Origin of the sequence: Flavobacterium sp. UMI-01 (assembly GCF_019656315.1) — a bacterium.
Classification (GTDB): Bacteria; Bacteroidota; Bacteroidia; order Flavobacteriales; family Flavobacteriaceae; genus Flavobacterium.
In genome coordinates, this window is record NZ_BPLU01000026.1 from 25,751 (window position 1) to 43,226 (window position 17,476).

13 protein-coding genes are annotated in these 17,476 nt (G+C 36.0%); 2 read left to right on the forward strand and 11 right to left on the reverse strand.

Going from position 1 to position 17,476, the window contains the following annotated elements; all coding sequences use genetic code 11:
* The 3 genes from K5R64_RS09745 to K5R64_RS09755 all read right to left on the reverse strand — a co-directional run.
* The coding region (locus K5R64_RS09745; protein WP_220763070.1) for a prephenate dehydrogenase/arogenate dehydrogenase family protein at positions 1 to 536 on the reverse strand (536 nt) is incomplete at its 3' end.
* 122 nt (positions 537 to 658) lie between these two features.
* Positions 659 to 1,804 (reverse strand): pyridoxal phosphate-dependent aminotransferase, encoded by a 1,146-nt coding sequence (locus tag K5R64_RS09750; protein WP_220763072.1) that lies wholly within the window; start codon positions 1,802 to 1,804, stop codon positions 659 to 661.
* Positions 1,805 to 1,829: 25 nt separating this feature from the next.
* On the reverse strand, positions 1,830 to 2,681 hold the full coding sequence (locus K5R64_RS09755) for a prephenate dehydratase (protein ID WP_220763074.1): 852 nt from the start codon (positions 2,679 to 2,681) through the stop codon (positions 1,830 to 1,832).
* A 383-nt stretch (positions 2,682 to 3,064) separates the two neighbouring features.
* On the opposite strand from K5R64_RS09755, the gene gldA reads away from it, so the two are divergent.
* Positions 3,065 to 3,961, forward strand: a complete 897-nt coding sequence (gene gldA, locus K5R64_RS09760) for a gliding motility-associated ABC transporter ATP-binding subunit GldA (protein ID WP_220763076.1) — start codon at positions 3,065 to 3,067, stop codon at positions 3,959 to 3,961.
* Positions 3,962 to 4,279: 318 nt separating this feature from the next.
* Here the strand turns inward: gldA and K5R64_RS09765 are convergent, their stop codons facing one another.
* Complete coding sequence (locus K5R64_RS09765) at positions 4,280 to 7,351, reverse strand: T9SS type B sorting domain-containing protein (RefSeq protein WP_220763078.1); 3,072 nt, start codon at positions 7,349 to 7,351, stop codon at positions 4,280 to 4,282.
* Between the two features lie 411 nt (positions 7,352 to 7,762).
* Here K5R64_RS09765 and K5R64_RS09770 point away from each other — a divergent pair, with 411 nt between their 5' ends.
* Positions 7,763 to 8,158: an energy transducer TonB gene (locus tag K5R64_RS09770; RefSeq protein ID WP_220763080.1), complete on the forward strand. Its 396-nt coding sequence runs from the start codon at positions 7,763 to 7,765 to the stop codon at positions 8,156 to 8,158.
* A 53-nt stretch (positions 8,159 to 8,211) separates the two neighbouring features.
* On the opposite strand, the gene metF is transcribed toward K5R64_RS09770, so the two are convergent.
* The 7 genes from metF to K5R64_RS09805 form a co-directional block, all read right to left on the reverse strand.
* A complete protein-coding gene (metF, locus tag K5R64_RS09775) occupies positions 8,212 to 9,165 on the reverse strand; it encodes a methylenetetrahydrofolate reductase [NAD(P)H] (protein ID WP_220763082.1) in 954 nt (317 codons plus the stop codon).
* Positions 9,166 to 9,274: 109 nt separating this feature from the next.
* Positions 9,275 to 11,959, reverse strand: a complete 2,685-nt coding sequence (gene metH, locus K5R64_RS09780) for a methionine synthase (RefSeq protein WP_220763084.1) — start codon at positions 11,957 to 11,959, stop codon at positions 9,275 to 9,277.
* A gap of 199 nt (positions 11,960 to 12,158) precedes the next feature.
* Positions 12,159 to 12,992 (reverse strand): KilA-N domain-containing protein, encoded by an 834-nt coding sequence (locus K5R64_RS09785; RefSeq protein WP_220763086.1) that lies wholly within the window; start codon positions 12,990 to 12,992, stop codon positions 12,159 to 12,161.
* A 217-nt stretch (positions 12,993 to 13,209) separates the two neighbouring features.
* On the reverse strand, positions 13,210 to 14,103 hold the full coding sequence (locus tag K5R64_RS09790; RefSeq protein ID WP_220763087.1) for a hypothetical protein: 894 nt from the start codon (positions 14,101 to 14,103) through the stop codon (positions 13,210 to 13,212).
* A gap of 76 nt (positions 14,104 to 14,179) precedes the next feature.
* Positions 14,180 to 15,181, reverse strand: a complete 1,002-nt coding sequence (locus tag K5R64_RS09795; protein WP_220763088.1) for a homocysteine S-methyltransferase family protein — start codon at positions 15,179 to 15,181, stop codon at positions 14,180 to 14,182.
* 437 nt (positions 15,182 to 15,618) lie between these two features.
* On the reverse strand, positions 15,619 to 16,671 hold the full coding sequence (locus K5R64_RS09800) for an NAD(P)/FAD-dependent oxidoreductase (protein ID WP_220763089.1): 1,053 nt from the start codon (positions 16,669 to 16,671) through the stop codon (positions 15,619 to 15,621).
* A 146-nt stretch (positions 16,672 to 16,817) separates the two neighbouring features.
* Positions 16,818 to 17,450 (reverse strand): bifunctional precorrin-2 dehydrogenase/sirohydrochlorin ferrochelatase, encoded by a 633-nt coding sequence (locus K5R64_RS09805; protein ID WP_220763090.1) that lies wholly within the window; start codon positions 17,448 to 17,450, stop codon positions 16,818 to 16,820.
* Between the last annotated feature and the right edge of the window lie 26 nt (positions 17,451 to 17,476).

The following is a 17,476-nucleotide window of genomic DNA, read 5'->3' on the forward strand; positions in this document are numbered from 1 at the left end:
TAAGCAATATGTTTGTCATGTGATTTTGGATCCATGTATCGAATGCGCATTCCCATCGCTCGAAACAAATCCAATGCCTTTTCTTGTAATTTGAAAGTCGTTTTTTCGACCTCACAAATAATATTTGTTTTCCCTTGAAACAAACCTTTGATTGCCGCTGAAGGCCCCGAAAACTCAGTACCTGCAATAGGATGTGCAGCAATAAAATTACGTCTCTTAGGGTGACTCGTAACTGCTTCACAAATCGGATTTTTTGTTGACCCCACATCAAAAACAATGGTGTTTTCGCTTATTAAATCCAATACCTGAGGCAATAAAGTCAAACATACATCCACTGGAACCGATACAATCACAAAATCAGCATTTACAATTTGCTCTAATTGCGCTGCCTGATCCACTACACCAAGAGCAATTGCCTCAGCTACGTGAGCCTCATTTGTATCAATCCCAAAAATAGTTGCCGTAGGATACAACGTTTTCATGTCTAAAACCATTGACCCTCCTATCAACCCTATTCCTATCACATATACATTCATGAAATTTTAATATTATAAATTTCAATTATTAACTTGAAATTTTATTTAGCACTTTAGTTCAGCTTGTCCAGTAATTTTCTCATCCGAACGTTGCTTTTTGGCACATTATTTTTATTTAAAATCTAAAATCTATCGATAGCCTCTTGAATTTTTTCTTCTTTTACACACAAGGCAAATCGGATATACCCCTCTCCATTACTTCCAAAAATAGTTCCCGGTGTTATGAAAATCGATTTTTCATACAATATTTGATCTATAAACGCTTCTGCTGAAACAATCCCTTCTGGTAATTTTGCCCAAACGAACATTCCAACTCCTTGTGCATATACGTTACAATTTAACTTTTCTGCCAATTGTTCAATTAATATCCTACGCCTTTTATAAATAACATTCATCGAATCAAACCAAGACTTGTCGCTTTTTAAAGCTTCAATAGCTCCTTTTTGGATTCCAAAGAACATTCCACTATCCATATTGCTCTTTACTTTCAAAACAGCATCAATACAGTCAGCATTTCCTAACACCATTCCTACTCGCCATCCTGCCATGTTGAAGGTCTTACTCAAAGAATTCAATTCTAAAGCCACCTCTTTTGCACCTTCAATTTGCAACAAACTCATTGGATTATCATTCAAAACAAAACTATACGGATTATCATTCACCAATAAGATATTGTATTTTTTAGCAAATCCAATCAATCTTTCAAACAAAGCAAGGCTTCCTCTGGCTCCTGTAGGCATGTGTGGATAGCCTATCCACATGATTTTTACTTTTGATAAATCTAATTTTTCTAAAGCTTCAAAATCTGGCTCCCAATTATTTGATTCTTTTAAATCGTAATATACAGGAACAGCTCCTACTAAATTTGTCACCGAAGTATAGGTAGGATATCCTGGATTAGGAATCAACACCTCATCTCCTTCATTTAAAAAAGCCATCGAAATGTGCATGATACCTTCTTTGGAACCCATTAAAGGCAATATCTCAGTAGCAGGATTCAATTCAACTCCAAAATTGTTTTTATAAAATGCAGCCATACCTTCACGTAGCTCAGGTAATCCCTGATAACTCTGATAGCCATGCGCATTTTCATCTTGAATTGCCAACTGAACAGCATCAATCACAGCTTGTGACGGACTCAAATCGGGACTACCAATACCCATATTGATAACGGGTTTCCCTTCGGACACCAACTGCCTTACCTCTCTTAATTTTGACGAGAAATAATATTCTTCAACTGTATTTAGACGTTTTGCTAGTGTAATCATTACTGTTTATAATTTCTTTATGGCCTTAAACCGCTTTATTTTCAACCGATAACGGTTTTGTATTTTTATATTCTCCTAAAACTTTAAAATATTCCGCCATGATGGCAATTAAAGATTTGGCTTTGGCAAAATCTGCATAATTTTCAAAAGTCACATCTACAAAAAAGGAATATTTCCAAGGGGTTTCAATTTTGGGCAACGACTGAATTTTGGTCAAATTCATTTTACAATCACTCATCACATTTAATACCGCTGCCAAACTTCCTCTTTTATGATCCAATTCAAACTTGATAGACGCTCTGTTGATTTCGTTTTGTGGTACAAAAGAATTTTCTTTGTTGATAATCACAAAACGAGTCATGTTGTTTTTAATCGTTTGAATTTCAGGAGCCAATATTTCCAATCCGTACATTTCTGCTGCTACTGTACTCCCTATCGCTGCTATTCCTGTTAATTGTTTTTCTTGGATTCGGCGTGCCGTTTCAGCTGTATCTTTATCTTCTACAATTTTTATGTGCGGGTAGGTTTTCAAAAAATCCATACATTGCAATAAAGCCATTGGATGAGAATAAACTTCTTGAATCGCCTCGATAGTTTGCCCTGGTAAAGCCATCAAATTTTGATGAATATTCAAATAATGCTCTCCTATGATGTGCAAATTATTTTTATCAATCAAAGCATAATTAGGAATAATAGGCCCCGCAATAGAATTCTCAATAGCCATTACCGCTTGAGTTGATTTTCCAGACAACAAACTATCCACCAACTCTTCAAAAGACAAACATTCGTCTATAGCTACTTCATCAGTATAGTATTCTCTAACTACCTGATGATGAAACGAACCCTTAATCCCTTGTATTGCAATTTTTGCCTCCATAAACTCAAAAAAAAATCCTGATTTTCATCAGGATTGTATATTAGTTTTATTTGTTTTAATTCTTTTCAAATAACCATAGCACAACCCTACTTCCCGCTAAAGAAGAAAAAAGTGTTGCTAAAATAAAATCGGTTATTAGACATCTTAAATGCTTTGTTTTTAATTTTGAGATGCAAATGTAAAACTTATTTTAAAACCATACAAAAAAAATTAAAACTATTTGTATAAAAAAACACAAACCTATTTACCACCTATTTGAAAGTCAAACAAACCGTCGGTAGAAGTGCAAACTCGTTAATTTTAATATCTTATCAAAAAGGACGTTATCAATTCATAAACCCATCGATTTTCTATTTACTTTTGCACTAACCAAACTAGCAATTATGTCAATCGAAGTCAAAAATATATCTAAAAGTTACGCCACTCAAAAAGCATTAGATTCTATTTCTTTTTCAGTAAATAAAGGAGAAATTGTGGGTTTCCTAGGCCCAAATGGCGCAGGAAAATCAACTTTAATGAAAATTTTGACCACATACATCACTGCTGACGAAGGCTCTGCACTAGTTAACGGACAGGATGTTGTTGCCAATGCTAAAGCAGTCCAATTATCCATTGGTTATTTACCAGAACACAATCCGCTCTATTTAGATTTATACGTTCGAGAATACCTAGAATTTAACGCTGATGTTTACAAGGTTCCTAAATCCCGAATCGAAGAAGTTATTCAGTTAACTGGTTTAAGTCCTGAAAGCCATAAAAAAATAGGCCAACTCTCTAAAGGATATCGTCAACGTGTAGGCTTAGCTAACGCCTTGTTGCACAATCCCGATGTTTTGATATTAGATGAACCTACCACAGGTCTTGACCCTAACCAATTGATGGAGATACGCAATGTGATAAAAAATGTAGGGAAAGACAAAACCGTTTTCCTTTCGACACATATCATGCAAGAGGTTGAAGCGATTTGTGACCGTGTCATTATTATTGACAAAGGAAAAATCGTAGCCGACAAAAAATTAGACCACCTTATATCCGAAGACAAGCAACAAATCATCGAAGTCGAATTTGATTATAAAACTGAAGAACAAGTCATTGCTAAAATAGAAAACCTAGTTTCCTATAAAAACACCCACGACATGACTTGGGAACTGACTTTTCAATCTGACAAAGACATGCGTCCAGCAGTTTTTGACTTTGCTAACGAAAATGGTTTGAAAACCTTGCAATTGAACCAGAAAAATAAAAATCTGGAAGCTATTTTTAGGGAAATTACTAGATAAGTGATTAATTATTGACTTGTTTTCAAGCTTGACGCCAACAAAAAATAAAAGGCAATAATGATACTATTTGAAATCATGTTAGAAAGAATTGACTACGCATGAGTTGAGATTGTTTTTGAAAAATTGTTTACAGAATTTACAATTTTATAAAATTGACATCATAGGATTTAAAGAAACAAATTACTAATCCGAAAAAACAAATTGAATTCGAAAACGAAATTTCCTTCAAAATAAACGTAAAACCAATTTAAACTTTTGAATTAAAATAGCATTTACCGTTAAAAGCATTGTTCTATTATGAAAAGATCTTTTCTATGACTATCTCTCAATAGCAAAATGACCTTTATATATTTTACCGTTTTCTCTTGTCAGTACAAACCAATAATCATCAGCAGGCAACTGGTAACCATTGCAAGTACCGTCCCAGCTTTGAGCATTTCGTAGTTCTTTTAACAATTTACCATACCGATCAAATATTCTAAGTATTAGCCCCGGTTCATTCTCTGCTAGAGGAATTGACCACTGATCATTATATCCATCTCCATTTGGTGTGAAAAATTTAGGATAGTTCAACAGCAAAATTTCCTGAGTTATAATTCCACAACCATTCTTATCTTGTATATAAACCGTGTATGTACCACTTGATAATCCTTTTAGTTCGTTACTGTCCTGATAGGTGAGTCCGTCAATCGAATATTCATAATCCCCAGTACTTGAAGCGGTCAAATTTATTGTAACTGAATTGCTACTGTCAGTCAAATCATTAGTTTCTACTGAACTAATCATGGCACCATTAGACAATGTAACCTTTATTTTTTTGGTAGTTGAACACACTATTACACCATTATTCTTTGTTACAGTTACTGAATAATCACCCACACTTCTAATTGTTATAGCTTGAGTTGTTTCTGATGTTGACCACAAATAACTATCAAAACCAGTACCAGCATCAACCTCAATACTAGAATTTTCACAAAGTCGTAAAGTATCATCTATTGTGATTTCAGGTGTCGAAAACAATGTTAAAGCAACTTTTACCACTTGATGGCATTTATCATTCGAATCAATTCTGGCATAAAGAGTTGTAAGACCCCTAGCTAAATTATATGCATTTGCTAAAACAATTTCACTTGAAGCAACTTGACTATCTGCACCCGAAAAGGAATTATAAAACCGAATGGTTGTTGTAGCATCTGAAGTAATTGCCGTTTTATAAATTGATAAATCTATCTTTTCAACACCGTCATTATTATGATCACAATAAAAATCCGAAACATCTTGAACAATTAAATTAGGTCTACTTATACCCACCGAAACTGCAAACCTAATACTGCTTTCACAACCATTAACCGTTTGTGAAGCATAATAAGTAGTACCATCAACCAATGCTGTAGTACTGGTCAAACTAGCTCCATTTGTAGCATTAGAATACCATTTTATATTCGAACCCGAAGCAGTTAAAGTAGCAATAGTTGGTTTTTGTGTCGTACAAAAATTTTGAATTGCAACACCATTAGGCGTTGGAGTATCTTGAATGAAGATTACAACAGGAATTCTAAAGCTCTCGCAAACAGTTATCGTTTGAGTTGCATAATAGGTTTGACTCGTTAGTAAAGTAGTATTGGATAATTCAGTATTTGAAGTTAAACTCTCATACCATTTTATGTTCTTCCCTGCAATTGGAACATCTGCAAGCGTTTTTTTTTCTTGTTTACAATAGCTCATCGGAGAAACCACCGTGGGTAAAGGCTCATTATTAACATAGTTATATATATACACATCATTACCTGCAATGGAAACACATCCTAGATTATTTTTAATCAAAACATTATAGACTCCTGGAGGCAAATTACCAATTGTGTTTGAACTTCCCCAAGTATTTCCTCCATCAAAACTATAGGCTGCTGCCGTATCAGTGATTGTAATAGAACCAGTTCCTAAAACGCAATCTGGTTCTTTGACTATAACTGTTGGAGTTGGTGGATAACCAGGTGGTGCAATTATAGTGACAGTAGCAGCTTGCGTAATACAATTAGTACTGTTTCGGCTTTTTACATAATAAGTCCCTCTATTTAAACCCGATTTTATAGCACTACTTTGCCATGTTTGGCCATTATCAAAACTATATTCAAAATCTAAACTCGTAACTGTAATAGTTCCGAACGGATCACTACAGATTACAGGCTGCTCCACCATTACAGTTGGTGTCGTACTTGAAGTGGAAAACGAATTAATTTTTGCTGTATTAACAGTACCTACACATGTACCGTTCTTGGTGGTTACAGAATAATCTCCTGCAGACAACCCTGAAAAAATGGGTGACGTTTGAAAATTAACCCCATCTATACTATAGCTCCCATTAAGAGGTGATGTAATAGTAATCGTTCCAGTAGGGATTGTACAAGTAGGTTGCTCTATTTGAAATGTTGCAACCGTAGGATTGGCTTTTACAGCAATAGTAATTTCATTTGAATATACCCGACAATTGACAGATTTAATGTTACTACTCTCCGCAGCCGCTAATCGATATTTGTATAGACCTGATTCATCTGTAGTAAATGAATAACTAGAGGAAGTCGCACCTCCAATATCCTCCCAATTCAATCCATTGTCAACACTAGACTGCCATTGATACCCTATTGTCGAATAAGAAGAGGAAGTCACAGCTCCTAAAACAGTAATTTCCTTAGCCTCGCCTTCACAAACTTCTAAACTTGTGCCCGATTCATCTTTAATTGAAGATAGTACCGTAGCACCACACGCCCTAAATTTAATATCATCTAAGGCTAAATCATTACCTGGAATTGCCCCAATAGCATTATTTAAAATTGTAATTACGACTGAAGATTCTGTACCTGTTGAGAAATAAAAACCAAATTTTTTCCATGTTGCACTAGAAGTTACCGGTATTTGCCCCGTATTATAGGTTCCCAATTCAACTCCTGAAATGGTACTCACCCTAAAAATAACATTTGGATTTACGGAAGTAAAAGTCATCAAATTCATTAACCAAGCAGAAAATTCATAAGTAGTACCTGGACAAAGATCATTTACTATATTAGTGTAAAAAATCCCTTCTGTAGGCAATAAAGATGCATTAACAATCATCATATAGCCATTTGCGTTGCCTGTGTGATCAGTGGTAGCATGCCAAGCATTATCCCTCAAACCGGTAGTTTCATTAGAAATAGTATAAAATCCCTCGTCCAATTTACCCGAAGAAGAATAGTTATACAGTGTAACTGAAGAACCTAATGCAGAGCCACGACCTATCCCAGACCCAAAATCGATACTTAAAACGGGATCACCAAGTGATCCTGTGCAAAATTGCGAATGGATTTGATTTGAAAAAAAAATGCAACCCAATAAGAAAGCAAGATAATTTTTCAAAATAATTAATTTAATTTTTTGAGTTAAAATTTAATCAATTAGACAATTGTTGTGTCAAAATTCAAGCCAAATTCATCTAAAAATGATGGTTAAAAAAAGTAAAGATATAGGCGTTTAGGTCGCAAATAATTATCGTAATCTAATGGCAGATAGAAATATTTTTAGAGTAAATTTAATAAAAATTTCATATGTAAGTCCATAAACTAATGGATGTTGAATGTACTAGTTTGAAGTCACAAAAAATCCCTAGGAAATTCAATGCATTAATAAGAAATTCGGTATCAATCCATTAACATAATTTAATTGCTAATTACAAGAAATAAAAATCACTGACAATTTCAATTAACACAATAAAAAATCAAAAATAAAGAATACATTTACAAACCATTTAACTCAAAAAACTAAATTAAAATGAAAAACTTATTATTTTTAACTGTTTTGTTTTTTTCAATACAATTAAGCTTCGGACAAGAAAAAACAATACACCCCAATCAGAATTCTATTTATACTGGGGCTGTGATAACCATAAAACCGGAATTCCCTGGGGGTCAAAAAGAATTCGACAAATACATAAAAAAAAACTACAACATACCACCTGACGCAAACAATGTTCGAGGAAAAGTGTATGTAACTTTTGTCGTTGAAATAGACGGAACTCTTACTGATATAAAAGTTTTACGAGATTTAGGATTTGAAACTGGAAAAGAGGCGATTCGAGTTTTAAAACAAGGCCCAAAATGGATTCCGGGACAACAAAAAGGGCTAATAGTAAGAAGTATTATAAGTTTACCAATTTCAGTTAATTAAAAAAATCCCGTTTAAATTTAAACGGGATTTTTTGTAGCTATAATAGAAAAAAACTAAAAAACTTCCTTAGCGATATTATAAATATTATCCGATTTTCCCATGGAATAATAATGTACACAAGGCACACCAAACTCAATCAATTCCTTGGATTGCTGAATAGCAAACTCAACTCCTATTTGACGAACAGCCGCATTGTCTTTGGCGTTTTCAATGGCACTAATTAAACTTTCAGGCATGTCTAACCAAAAAACCTGTGGCAACAACTGCAAATGGCGTTTCACAGCTACGGGTTTGATACCTGGAATAATCGGCACAGTTATCCCCATATTTCGAGCCGCTTCAACAAATCTAAAATAACGTTGGTTATCAAAAAACATTTGTGTTACAATGTAATCAGCACCTGCATCTACTTTTTCTTTTAAGCGTTTCAAATCGGCTTCCAAACTTGGTGCTTCGATATGTTTTTCAGGATAACCTGCCACCCCTACGCAAAAATCAGGTGCACTAGCCATAGGCAAGGTATCATGCAAAAACTTTCCGTTGTTCATGGCTTTGATTTGTTTTACCAAATCCACTGCATAAGCGTTTCCTCCTACAGTAGGCTCAAAATATTTTTCGCCTTTCATTGGATCACCACGCAAGGCTACCAGATTATCAATTCCAAGATAATGACAATCTACCAACAGGTATTCTGTTTCTTCTTTGGTGAATCCACCGCACAAAACGTGTGGAATAGCATCTACTCCATATTTGTGTTGGATAGAAGCGCAAATCCCAACAGTTCCTGGACGCATACGGGTAATACGACGCTCAAAGAGTCCGTTTTTTTCAATATATACAAATTCTTCTCTCGAAGTAGTTACATCAATAAACGGCGGTTTGAATTCCATCAACGGATCTATATTGGAATACAAATCATTGATGTTTGTTCCTTTCTGTGGTGGAACAATCTCGAATGAGAACAAAGGTTTCCCTTTGGCATTTTCTATATGTTGTGTTACCTTCATTTTTCCTCCCCCGACCCCTCCGAAGAAGGGGAGACTGGGTGTTATTTAATTGAACAATATTTTTTTCCACATCGGCTCCTCCCCGCAGCGGCGGGAGGCTGGGTGGGGATTAATCTGCAATATTAGGACTTAGCCATTTCATAGCCAAATCAGTCGAGATACTTCTACGTTTGGCATAATCAATTACTTGATCGTCTTTTATTTTTCCTAGTCCAAAGTACTTACTTTCAGGATTTCCAAAATAATACCCAGACACTGACGAAGCAGGCCACATCGCCATACTATCCGTCAATTTTACCCCAATAGCTTCTTCTACATTGAGTAATTTCCAAATCGTTGGTTTTTCTAAGTGATCTGGACAAGCTGGATACCCTGGCGCAGGACGAATTCCTTTGTATTTTTCCTTAATTAATTCTTCATTTGATAAAGACTCATCAGCATCATAGCCCCAAAATTCTTTACGCACACGCTCATGTAAATATTCAGCAAAGGCTTCCGCAAAACGATCCGCCAAAGCTTTGACCATAATCGAATTGTAATCGTCTAGATTATCACGGTATTCATCAGCCCATTCATCGACACCAAAACCGGTTGTCACACAGAAAGCTCCCATGTAATCAGTTACTCCATTGTCTTTTGGCGCAATAAAATCAGCCAAGGCAATATTTGGTGCTCCCTTAGTTTTTTGTGATTGCTGACGTAGCGTTAAGAACTTTTCTATCTCTTTTCCGTTGGCATCATACAATTGAATATCATCATCATTTACCTGATTGGCAGGGAAAATCCCGTAAATTCCTTTGGCTTGTAATTTCTTTTCTTTCAAAATCACCTCTAGCATTGCCTGAGCATCTTTGAACACCGCTGTAGCTTGTTCTCCTACCACCTCATCTGTTAAAATAGCGGGATATTTTCCGTGTAATTCCCATGTTTGAAAAAACGGCGTCCAATCGATATAAGGTACTAAAACATCCAAATAGACTTCTATAACCTGCGCTCCAATTTGTTTAGGCTGCACGGGAGTATATTGTCCCCAGTCCAGTTGCAATTTATTTTTACGTGCTTCTTCAATCGTCAAGAAATTTTTATCTCTAGAACGGTTCAAATAACCTTCTCGCAAGGCATCGTATTCTTCACGAATAGCCTTAGCATATTCTTCTTTATTTTGATCCAATAAATTACCTGCTACTGTCACCGCTCGCGAAGCATCGTTTACATGTACCGCTGTAGCCTTATATTGAGGAGCAATTTTCACGGCCGTGTGGGCACGCGAAGTGGTTGCTCCACCAATCATTACTGGAATTTTTATGTTTCTCTTATCTAATTCCTTGGCCAAAAATACCATTTCGTCTAGCGATGGTGTTATCAAACCGCTCAAACCTATAATATCTACTTCATGTTCGATGGCTGCCGCGATAATTTTTTCTGGTGGCACCATCACACCAAGGTCGATAATTTCGTAATTATTACAAGCTAGCACTACACCCACAATATTTTTACCAATATCATGAACGTCTCCTTTTACAGTTGCCAATAAAATTTTACCATTCCCTTCTTTGTCTCCCGCTTGTTTCGAAGCTTCAATAAAAGGCAACAAATACGCCACGGCTTTTTTCATCACACGTGCCGATTTCACCACCTGTGGCAAAAACATTTTTCCGGAACCAAACAAATCTCCTACGACATTCATTCCCGCCATCAGATTGATTTCGATTACTTCAATCGGCTTTGTAGCGGCCAAACGAGCTTCTTCAACATCCGTTTCAATAAAAGCATCAATTCCTTTTACTAACGAATGGGTGATGCGTTCTTGTACCGTTCCCGAGCGCCATTCTTGTGCCTCCGCTTCAGTAGCTTTCGTTCCTGTACCTTTTACACTTTCAGCAAAATCCAACAAACGCTCTGTAGCATCGTCACGTCGGTCCAAAATCACATCCTCAACATGTTCCAATAAATCCTTCGGAATATCGTCATAAATGGTCAACATCTCCGGGTTTACGATTCCCATCGTCATACCCTCTTTGATGGCATGATACAAGAAAACCGAGTGCATCGCCTCACGAACAACATCATTTCCTCTAAACGAAAACGACACATTACTCACCCCACCACTAATGTGTGCGTGTGGTAAATTTTCGCGAACCCAACGTGTCCCTCTAAAAAAATCCAAGGCATTCAGGCGGTGTTCTTCCATACCTGTTGCTACTGGAAAAATATTCAAATCGAAAATAATATCCTGAGGTGGGAAACCTACTTTGTTCACCAAAATATCATAGGAACGCTGACAAATCTCCACTCTGCGCTCGTAATTATCCGCCTGACCTACTTCGTCAAAAGCCATAACGATTACCGCTGCACCATAACGCTTGATGAGTTTGGCATGATGAATAAACTGTTCCTCGCCTTCTTTCAACGAAATCGAGTTCACCACACATTTCCCTTGCACCACTTTCAGTCCAGCTTCGATAATATGCCATTTCGAACTGTCAATCATAATAGGCACACGAGCGATATCAGGCTCCGCAGCGATTAAGTTCAGGAATTTCACCATCGCATATTCACCATCAAGCATTCCCTCATCCATGTTGATATCAATGATTTGCGCTCCCCCTTCTACCTGCTGTCTGGCGATATCTAGCGCTTCATCGTATTTCTCTTCCTTAATCAATCGAAGGAATTTTCTAGAACCCGTTACGTTCGTACGCTCTCCGACGTTCACAAAAACACTATCCGGCGTAATAATCAAAGGTTCTAATCCCGATAAAACTAAATTTCTTCTTGGTTCTACTGCTGCCATTTTTTTTATTTTGAGTCACTAAGGTTCTGTCCCGATGGTTCTGTACTTAGGTCCTAAGTATTATTCTATTCTTATTTTTTCGGCGTGTCCCTCCCAAAAAAGGTCGGGTCGGGCTATTCGCTTTATCTTTTATTCCGTCCCGAAGTGTCGGGACTTCATAAAAGGATGCCGCTACTATCCCTCACGCGGGCATTGTGCATTACATCAACTTCTTTTGTTCTATTTTCAAAAGCGAAGTCATTTGTTCAATCCCCATTTTATTTAATCTTAATGCTCGTTCGTTTTGAGACAATCCTAATTTGATTAACTCTGCATTCATACTTTCCATATTTACCAAAACAATCAACTGATGATAGCTTGCCTCATCACGAATATTTCCTTTACTATCAGGATTCTGTTTTCTCCAATCTTTGGCTGTAATACCAAACAAGGCTACATTCAACACATCAGCTTCACTTGCATAAACAATGCCTTTGAGTTTTTTACTAATATCAGATGGAATTATATTTTCTTTTATTGCATCTGTATGAATTCGATAATTTATCTTAGATAACTCTCTACTCAAATTCCAACTTAAAGATAACCTACTATTTTCATCTCCCTTAAGCCTTTGATAATCTTTAATTATATACAATTTAAACTCTGCCGATACCCAAGAAGCAAACTCAAAAGCGATATCCTTGTGAGCAAAAGTCCCACCATATCTCCCCGACTTTGATACTATCCCAATAGCATCTGTCGTGCTTATCCATTTTTGAGGTGACAAAGTAAATGCATTTGTTCCCGCTTCGTTTTTAAACCTATCGAATTCGATAGGTTTAAAATTAGGATTATTTAATTGTTCCCAAAGACCTATAAAAAGGATTGTATCCTTACTCCTTAGCCAATTGTTAACAACAATAAAAGCATCATCTGGATTTTTAAACTTAGCAATATCGGTCAATGAAAGATAATCATTATCATCTCCAAAATGCAAAACAGCAATATTTGCTCCATTGGCATTCAATATTACTTTTTGTTTAATTTTATCCATAAATTACTTTTCTATATTTCGCTTTGTTCTAATCTAATCTGTCCAACGGGTTAAAACCCGTTGCTACAAAATGTATCGTTCCTACGGAACTTTATTTTTTTTATTCGCTAGTGCGAGCGTCACGCTCGTACACATTCCTATTATTAATATTAAAAGAAACGCTAATCATTCTTTGCAGGCACGAGCGGGATGCTCGCGCTAGCTAAAAGATTTCCTTTTATTTATTACTGGTAATTATATAAGTAGTATTGTAAAAAAAATCTATAGGAATATTATTCCTCCTTGCTGGTATTATTTTTTTATTAAAAGATTTTACAACTCTATCAATTTCATTCTTAATTACCTTTTTTGGTGCAATACAATTTACATTGTATATTTTACCATTAGAATCAACAGAAAATCTAGATTCAATTTTAACTTCATTCATCTTTTGTGATAACGAAATATTATTCAAAATATATTCTCGAAATTCGTTATAAAAGCAACTTGACCTACTCATACCTGTCTCAAGTACTTCACAATTTTCAGTAGTTGGACTTATATCTAAAATAACGTTTGTACTAGCTTTTATAATTGTTTTCCTTTTTACTTTCTCAAATAATTGAATACTATTTAATCCTAACTTATTTTCTTCAGTCAATTTAAGTTTTTCTAAAGGAAATTTCTTAAATATTTCCTTGACAAGCTTATTTAATACATTATCACCTGTACTAACTTTAAAATTATAAGGTTTACCTTTTTTATCAACATCAAAAAAAAATCTTATTGTGTAATCATAAACATCTAATTTATATGGATTAGCCTTAAAATCATATAAAGATTTAATTTTATCATAATCAATTCTTTCTAAATCTTGAGAATTTAAATTTTCTTTAAAAAAAAGTGACAGTTCACTATTTACATCAGGTTTTGACAAAGTCTTAAATGTATGTCTTTCAATTGAATCTGATAAAACAAAATCTTTTTTTGAGTAATACGGATTAGAAAGCTTACTTATCAATGATTCGTTTAATGATTCTGATATTCTAGTTTGTAAATCATTTCTACTTGTAAACTGAGAAAAACTACTTACTGAACAAAGTAGAAGTAGTATTATTAATACTTTTTCCATATTTACACAACTTTAAATTTTATTTGAACTTAAAAAAAATTACCCTTTGTGACTTTATCTATTGCTAACGTAGAATTTACAAACTCGCCTCCGAAACCCTAGGCTTATACTGCGCAGCAGCCTCAGCAATCAAACGGATATGATCCGGAGTGGTACCACAACATCCACCAATAATGTTTACCAAATTATCATCTAAATATTCTTTGATAAAAGCTTGCATTTGCTCTGGTGTTTCGTCGTATTCTCCAAAGGCGTTTGGCAATCCTGCGTTGGGATGTGCGGAAACATTGAAAGATGTATTTTGAGACAAATTCTGTAAATACGGTTTCAACAAATCGGCTCCTAAGGCACAATTGAATCCTACACTCAACAACGGAATATGCGATATTGAAATCAAGAAAGCCTCTACCGTTTGTCCCGAAAGTGTTCTCCCTGAAGCATCGGTAATCGTTCCTGAAACCATGATTGGAATATCAATTCCGCGCTCTTCTTTTACTTCTTCGATAGCAAAAAGTGCGGCTTTAGCATTTAGCGTATCAAAAATAGTTTCTACCAATAATAAATCACTTCCACCATCCATCAAGGCTTCCACCTGTTGTTTGTAAGCAATGCGCAAATCATCAAAAGTTACCGCTCTATATCCTGGGTCGTTTACATCAGGTGACATACTTGCTGTTCTGTTTGTTGGCCCTATTGAACCGGCAACAAAACGAGGTTTGTCTGGATTTTTGGCGGTGAATTCGTCAGCTACTTGACGGGCAATTTTAGCCGACTCGTAATTCAACTCATACACCAAATCTTCCATGTGGTAATCCGCCATACCGATAGTGGTTCCTGAGAAGGTATTGGTTTCTACAATATCTGCTCCTGCTTCAAAATACGCAGCGTGAACCTCAGCAATCGCTTTGGGTTGTGTTAACGACAATAAATCGTTGTTCCCTTTTAAAGAATGGGGAAAATCTTTGAAGCGTTCGCCTCTAAAATCTTCTTCGGAAAAATTGTAGCGTTGCAACATGGTTCCCATGGCACCATCGAGAACGAGGATTCTTTTTTTGATTTCTTCTTGAATGCTTGGCATAAGTTTCTATTTACCGCTAAGACGCTAAGGCGTGAAAGCTTTTTTTATATTCTATTTTGTTTTTACCGCTAAGACACTAGGGCGCAAAGAGGTTTTCTTTTTTGTAATTTTCCTAAAAAGCACTTTCGTGGCTCTTTAGCCCCGACCAGCCTGACGGCGGACAGGTTGTAACGGAAATCCTTTTTATTTTGTCATACTGAGCTTCTCGATGTATAAAATAAAAAGATTGCAGCGAAAAGCGGGAACAGACTTCCCTAAAAATGCCTAATGCTGTGCTCCTTATCTTTCGTTTTTAGGAAATGCAAAGTAAAGCAATAGCCTTACCACTTGCAAGTTTTTTTAAGTTGCTCAGTTTCTAAGACTCTAAGTTAGAAGTTAATTAAAAAAAGGCTCTAAGCAAAAACTTAGAGCCTTAGTAACTTAGTATCTTAGCTACCTTAGTTTATCGCTTTTACGACTGCTTTTGGTGCTTCTTTACGAGTACCATCGAAACCGTCAACTCCTGATACAGTTGTGTATTTCAACACATAACGTTTTCCTGGGTTGATGATTTGGTAAGCCGCTTGGCACATCAAAGTAGCTTCGTGGAAACCACAAAGAATTAACTTCAATTTACCTGGGTATGTATTGATATCTCCGATTGCGAAGATTCCAGGAATATTAGTTTGATAGTCTAAAGCATTGTTTACTTTAATTGCGTTTTTCTCGATTTCAAGACCCCAGTTTCCGATAGGACCTAATTTAGGTGTCAATCCGAAAAGTGGAATGAAATAGTCACAAGGAATGTTACGGTGTGCTCCGTTTTCGTCCAAATCGATAGACTCCACGTGCTCTGCTCCTTTAATTCCAACTACCTCAGCAGGAGTAATCATGTGGATTTTTCCAGCGTCTTTTAATTCCTGTACTTTTTCAACAGAATCCAAAGCACCACGGAATTCGTTACGACGGTGTACTAATGTTACCTCAGAAGCAACATCAGCCAAGAAGATACTCCAATCCAAAGCAGAATCTCCACCACCTGCGATAACCACACGTTTGTCTCTGAATTCTTCTGGGTTTTTGATAAAGTATTTCACTCCTTTATTTTCATAAAACTCGATGTCCTCGATTAATGGTTTTCTAGGCTCAAAACTTCCTAATCCACCAGCAATAGCAATTACTTTGGCATGGAATTCAGTTCCTTCATTAGACGTTACAATAAAGCTACCGTCTTCTTGTTTTTCGATTGTTTCAGCACGCTCTCCAAGAGTAAAACCTGGCTCAAATTGTTTGATTTGCTCCATCAAATTATCCACTAAATCTCCTGCTAATACTTCAGGGAAACCTGGGATATCGTAGATTGGTTTTTTAGGATACAATTCGGCTAATTGACCACCCGGTTGTGGTAACGCATCTAGGATATGACATTTTAATTTCAATAATCCTGCTTCAAAAACGGCAAATAAACCAGTTGGACCGGCTCCTATAATAAGGATATCTGTTTCAATCATTTTACTACTTTTTTATCCTCCACCCGACCCCCTCCGAAAGAGGGGGAGACTAGACGGAGTTTCTTATGTTATATTTACTCTTAATTAATTATTCTATAATCAACAGAAAAAACCGTTGCTACAATATGGTTCGTTCCTACGGAACTCTATTCTCTATTTTCTTTATTCTTAAGCGAAGCTGTAATCTCATTCATCTTTTGTACTTTCTCTTCAAAGTCACCTTTGAGTGTGTTGCGATAATCGTTTAGGTTTTGCACCATTTGATTGATATCTTCTGGAATTACTTCTTCAAAAAACTCTCGCAATCGCTTGGCCGTTGTAGGTGATTTTCCGTTGGTCGAAATGGCAATTTTGACATTACCTTTGGTTACAATTCCGCCTAAGTAATAATCACATAAATCGGGTGTGTCAGCAATATTACAAATCAGATACCTTTTTCGAGACAACTCATATACTCTTTTGTTGACTTTCAAATCATCTGTACAAGCAATGACCATGTGTCGTCTTTTTAACATTTTTTTCTTGAATCGTTTTTTGGTCAATTTTACAGAGGAATGTGCCTCCGCAAGAGTGACTAATTCAGGAATAAAACGTGGAGCAACCACCTCTACATTCGCGTTAGGACTGGATTTCAATAAAAATGAGAGTTTTTCAAGTCCCACATTCCCACCTCCAACAATCAAAACGCTGAGATTATGCAATTTTAAAAAAACAGGATACAATGGGTTACGCTCTTCGTTGGGAGCTAAAGGCTGTGAACTTTGGTCTTTATCAGTCATTGTATCTTGTTAATTTTATATTCTAT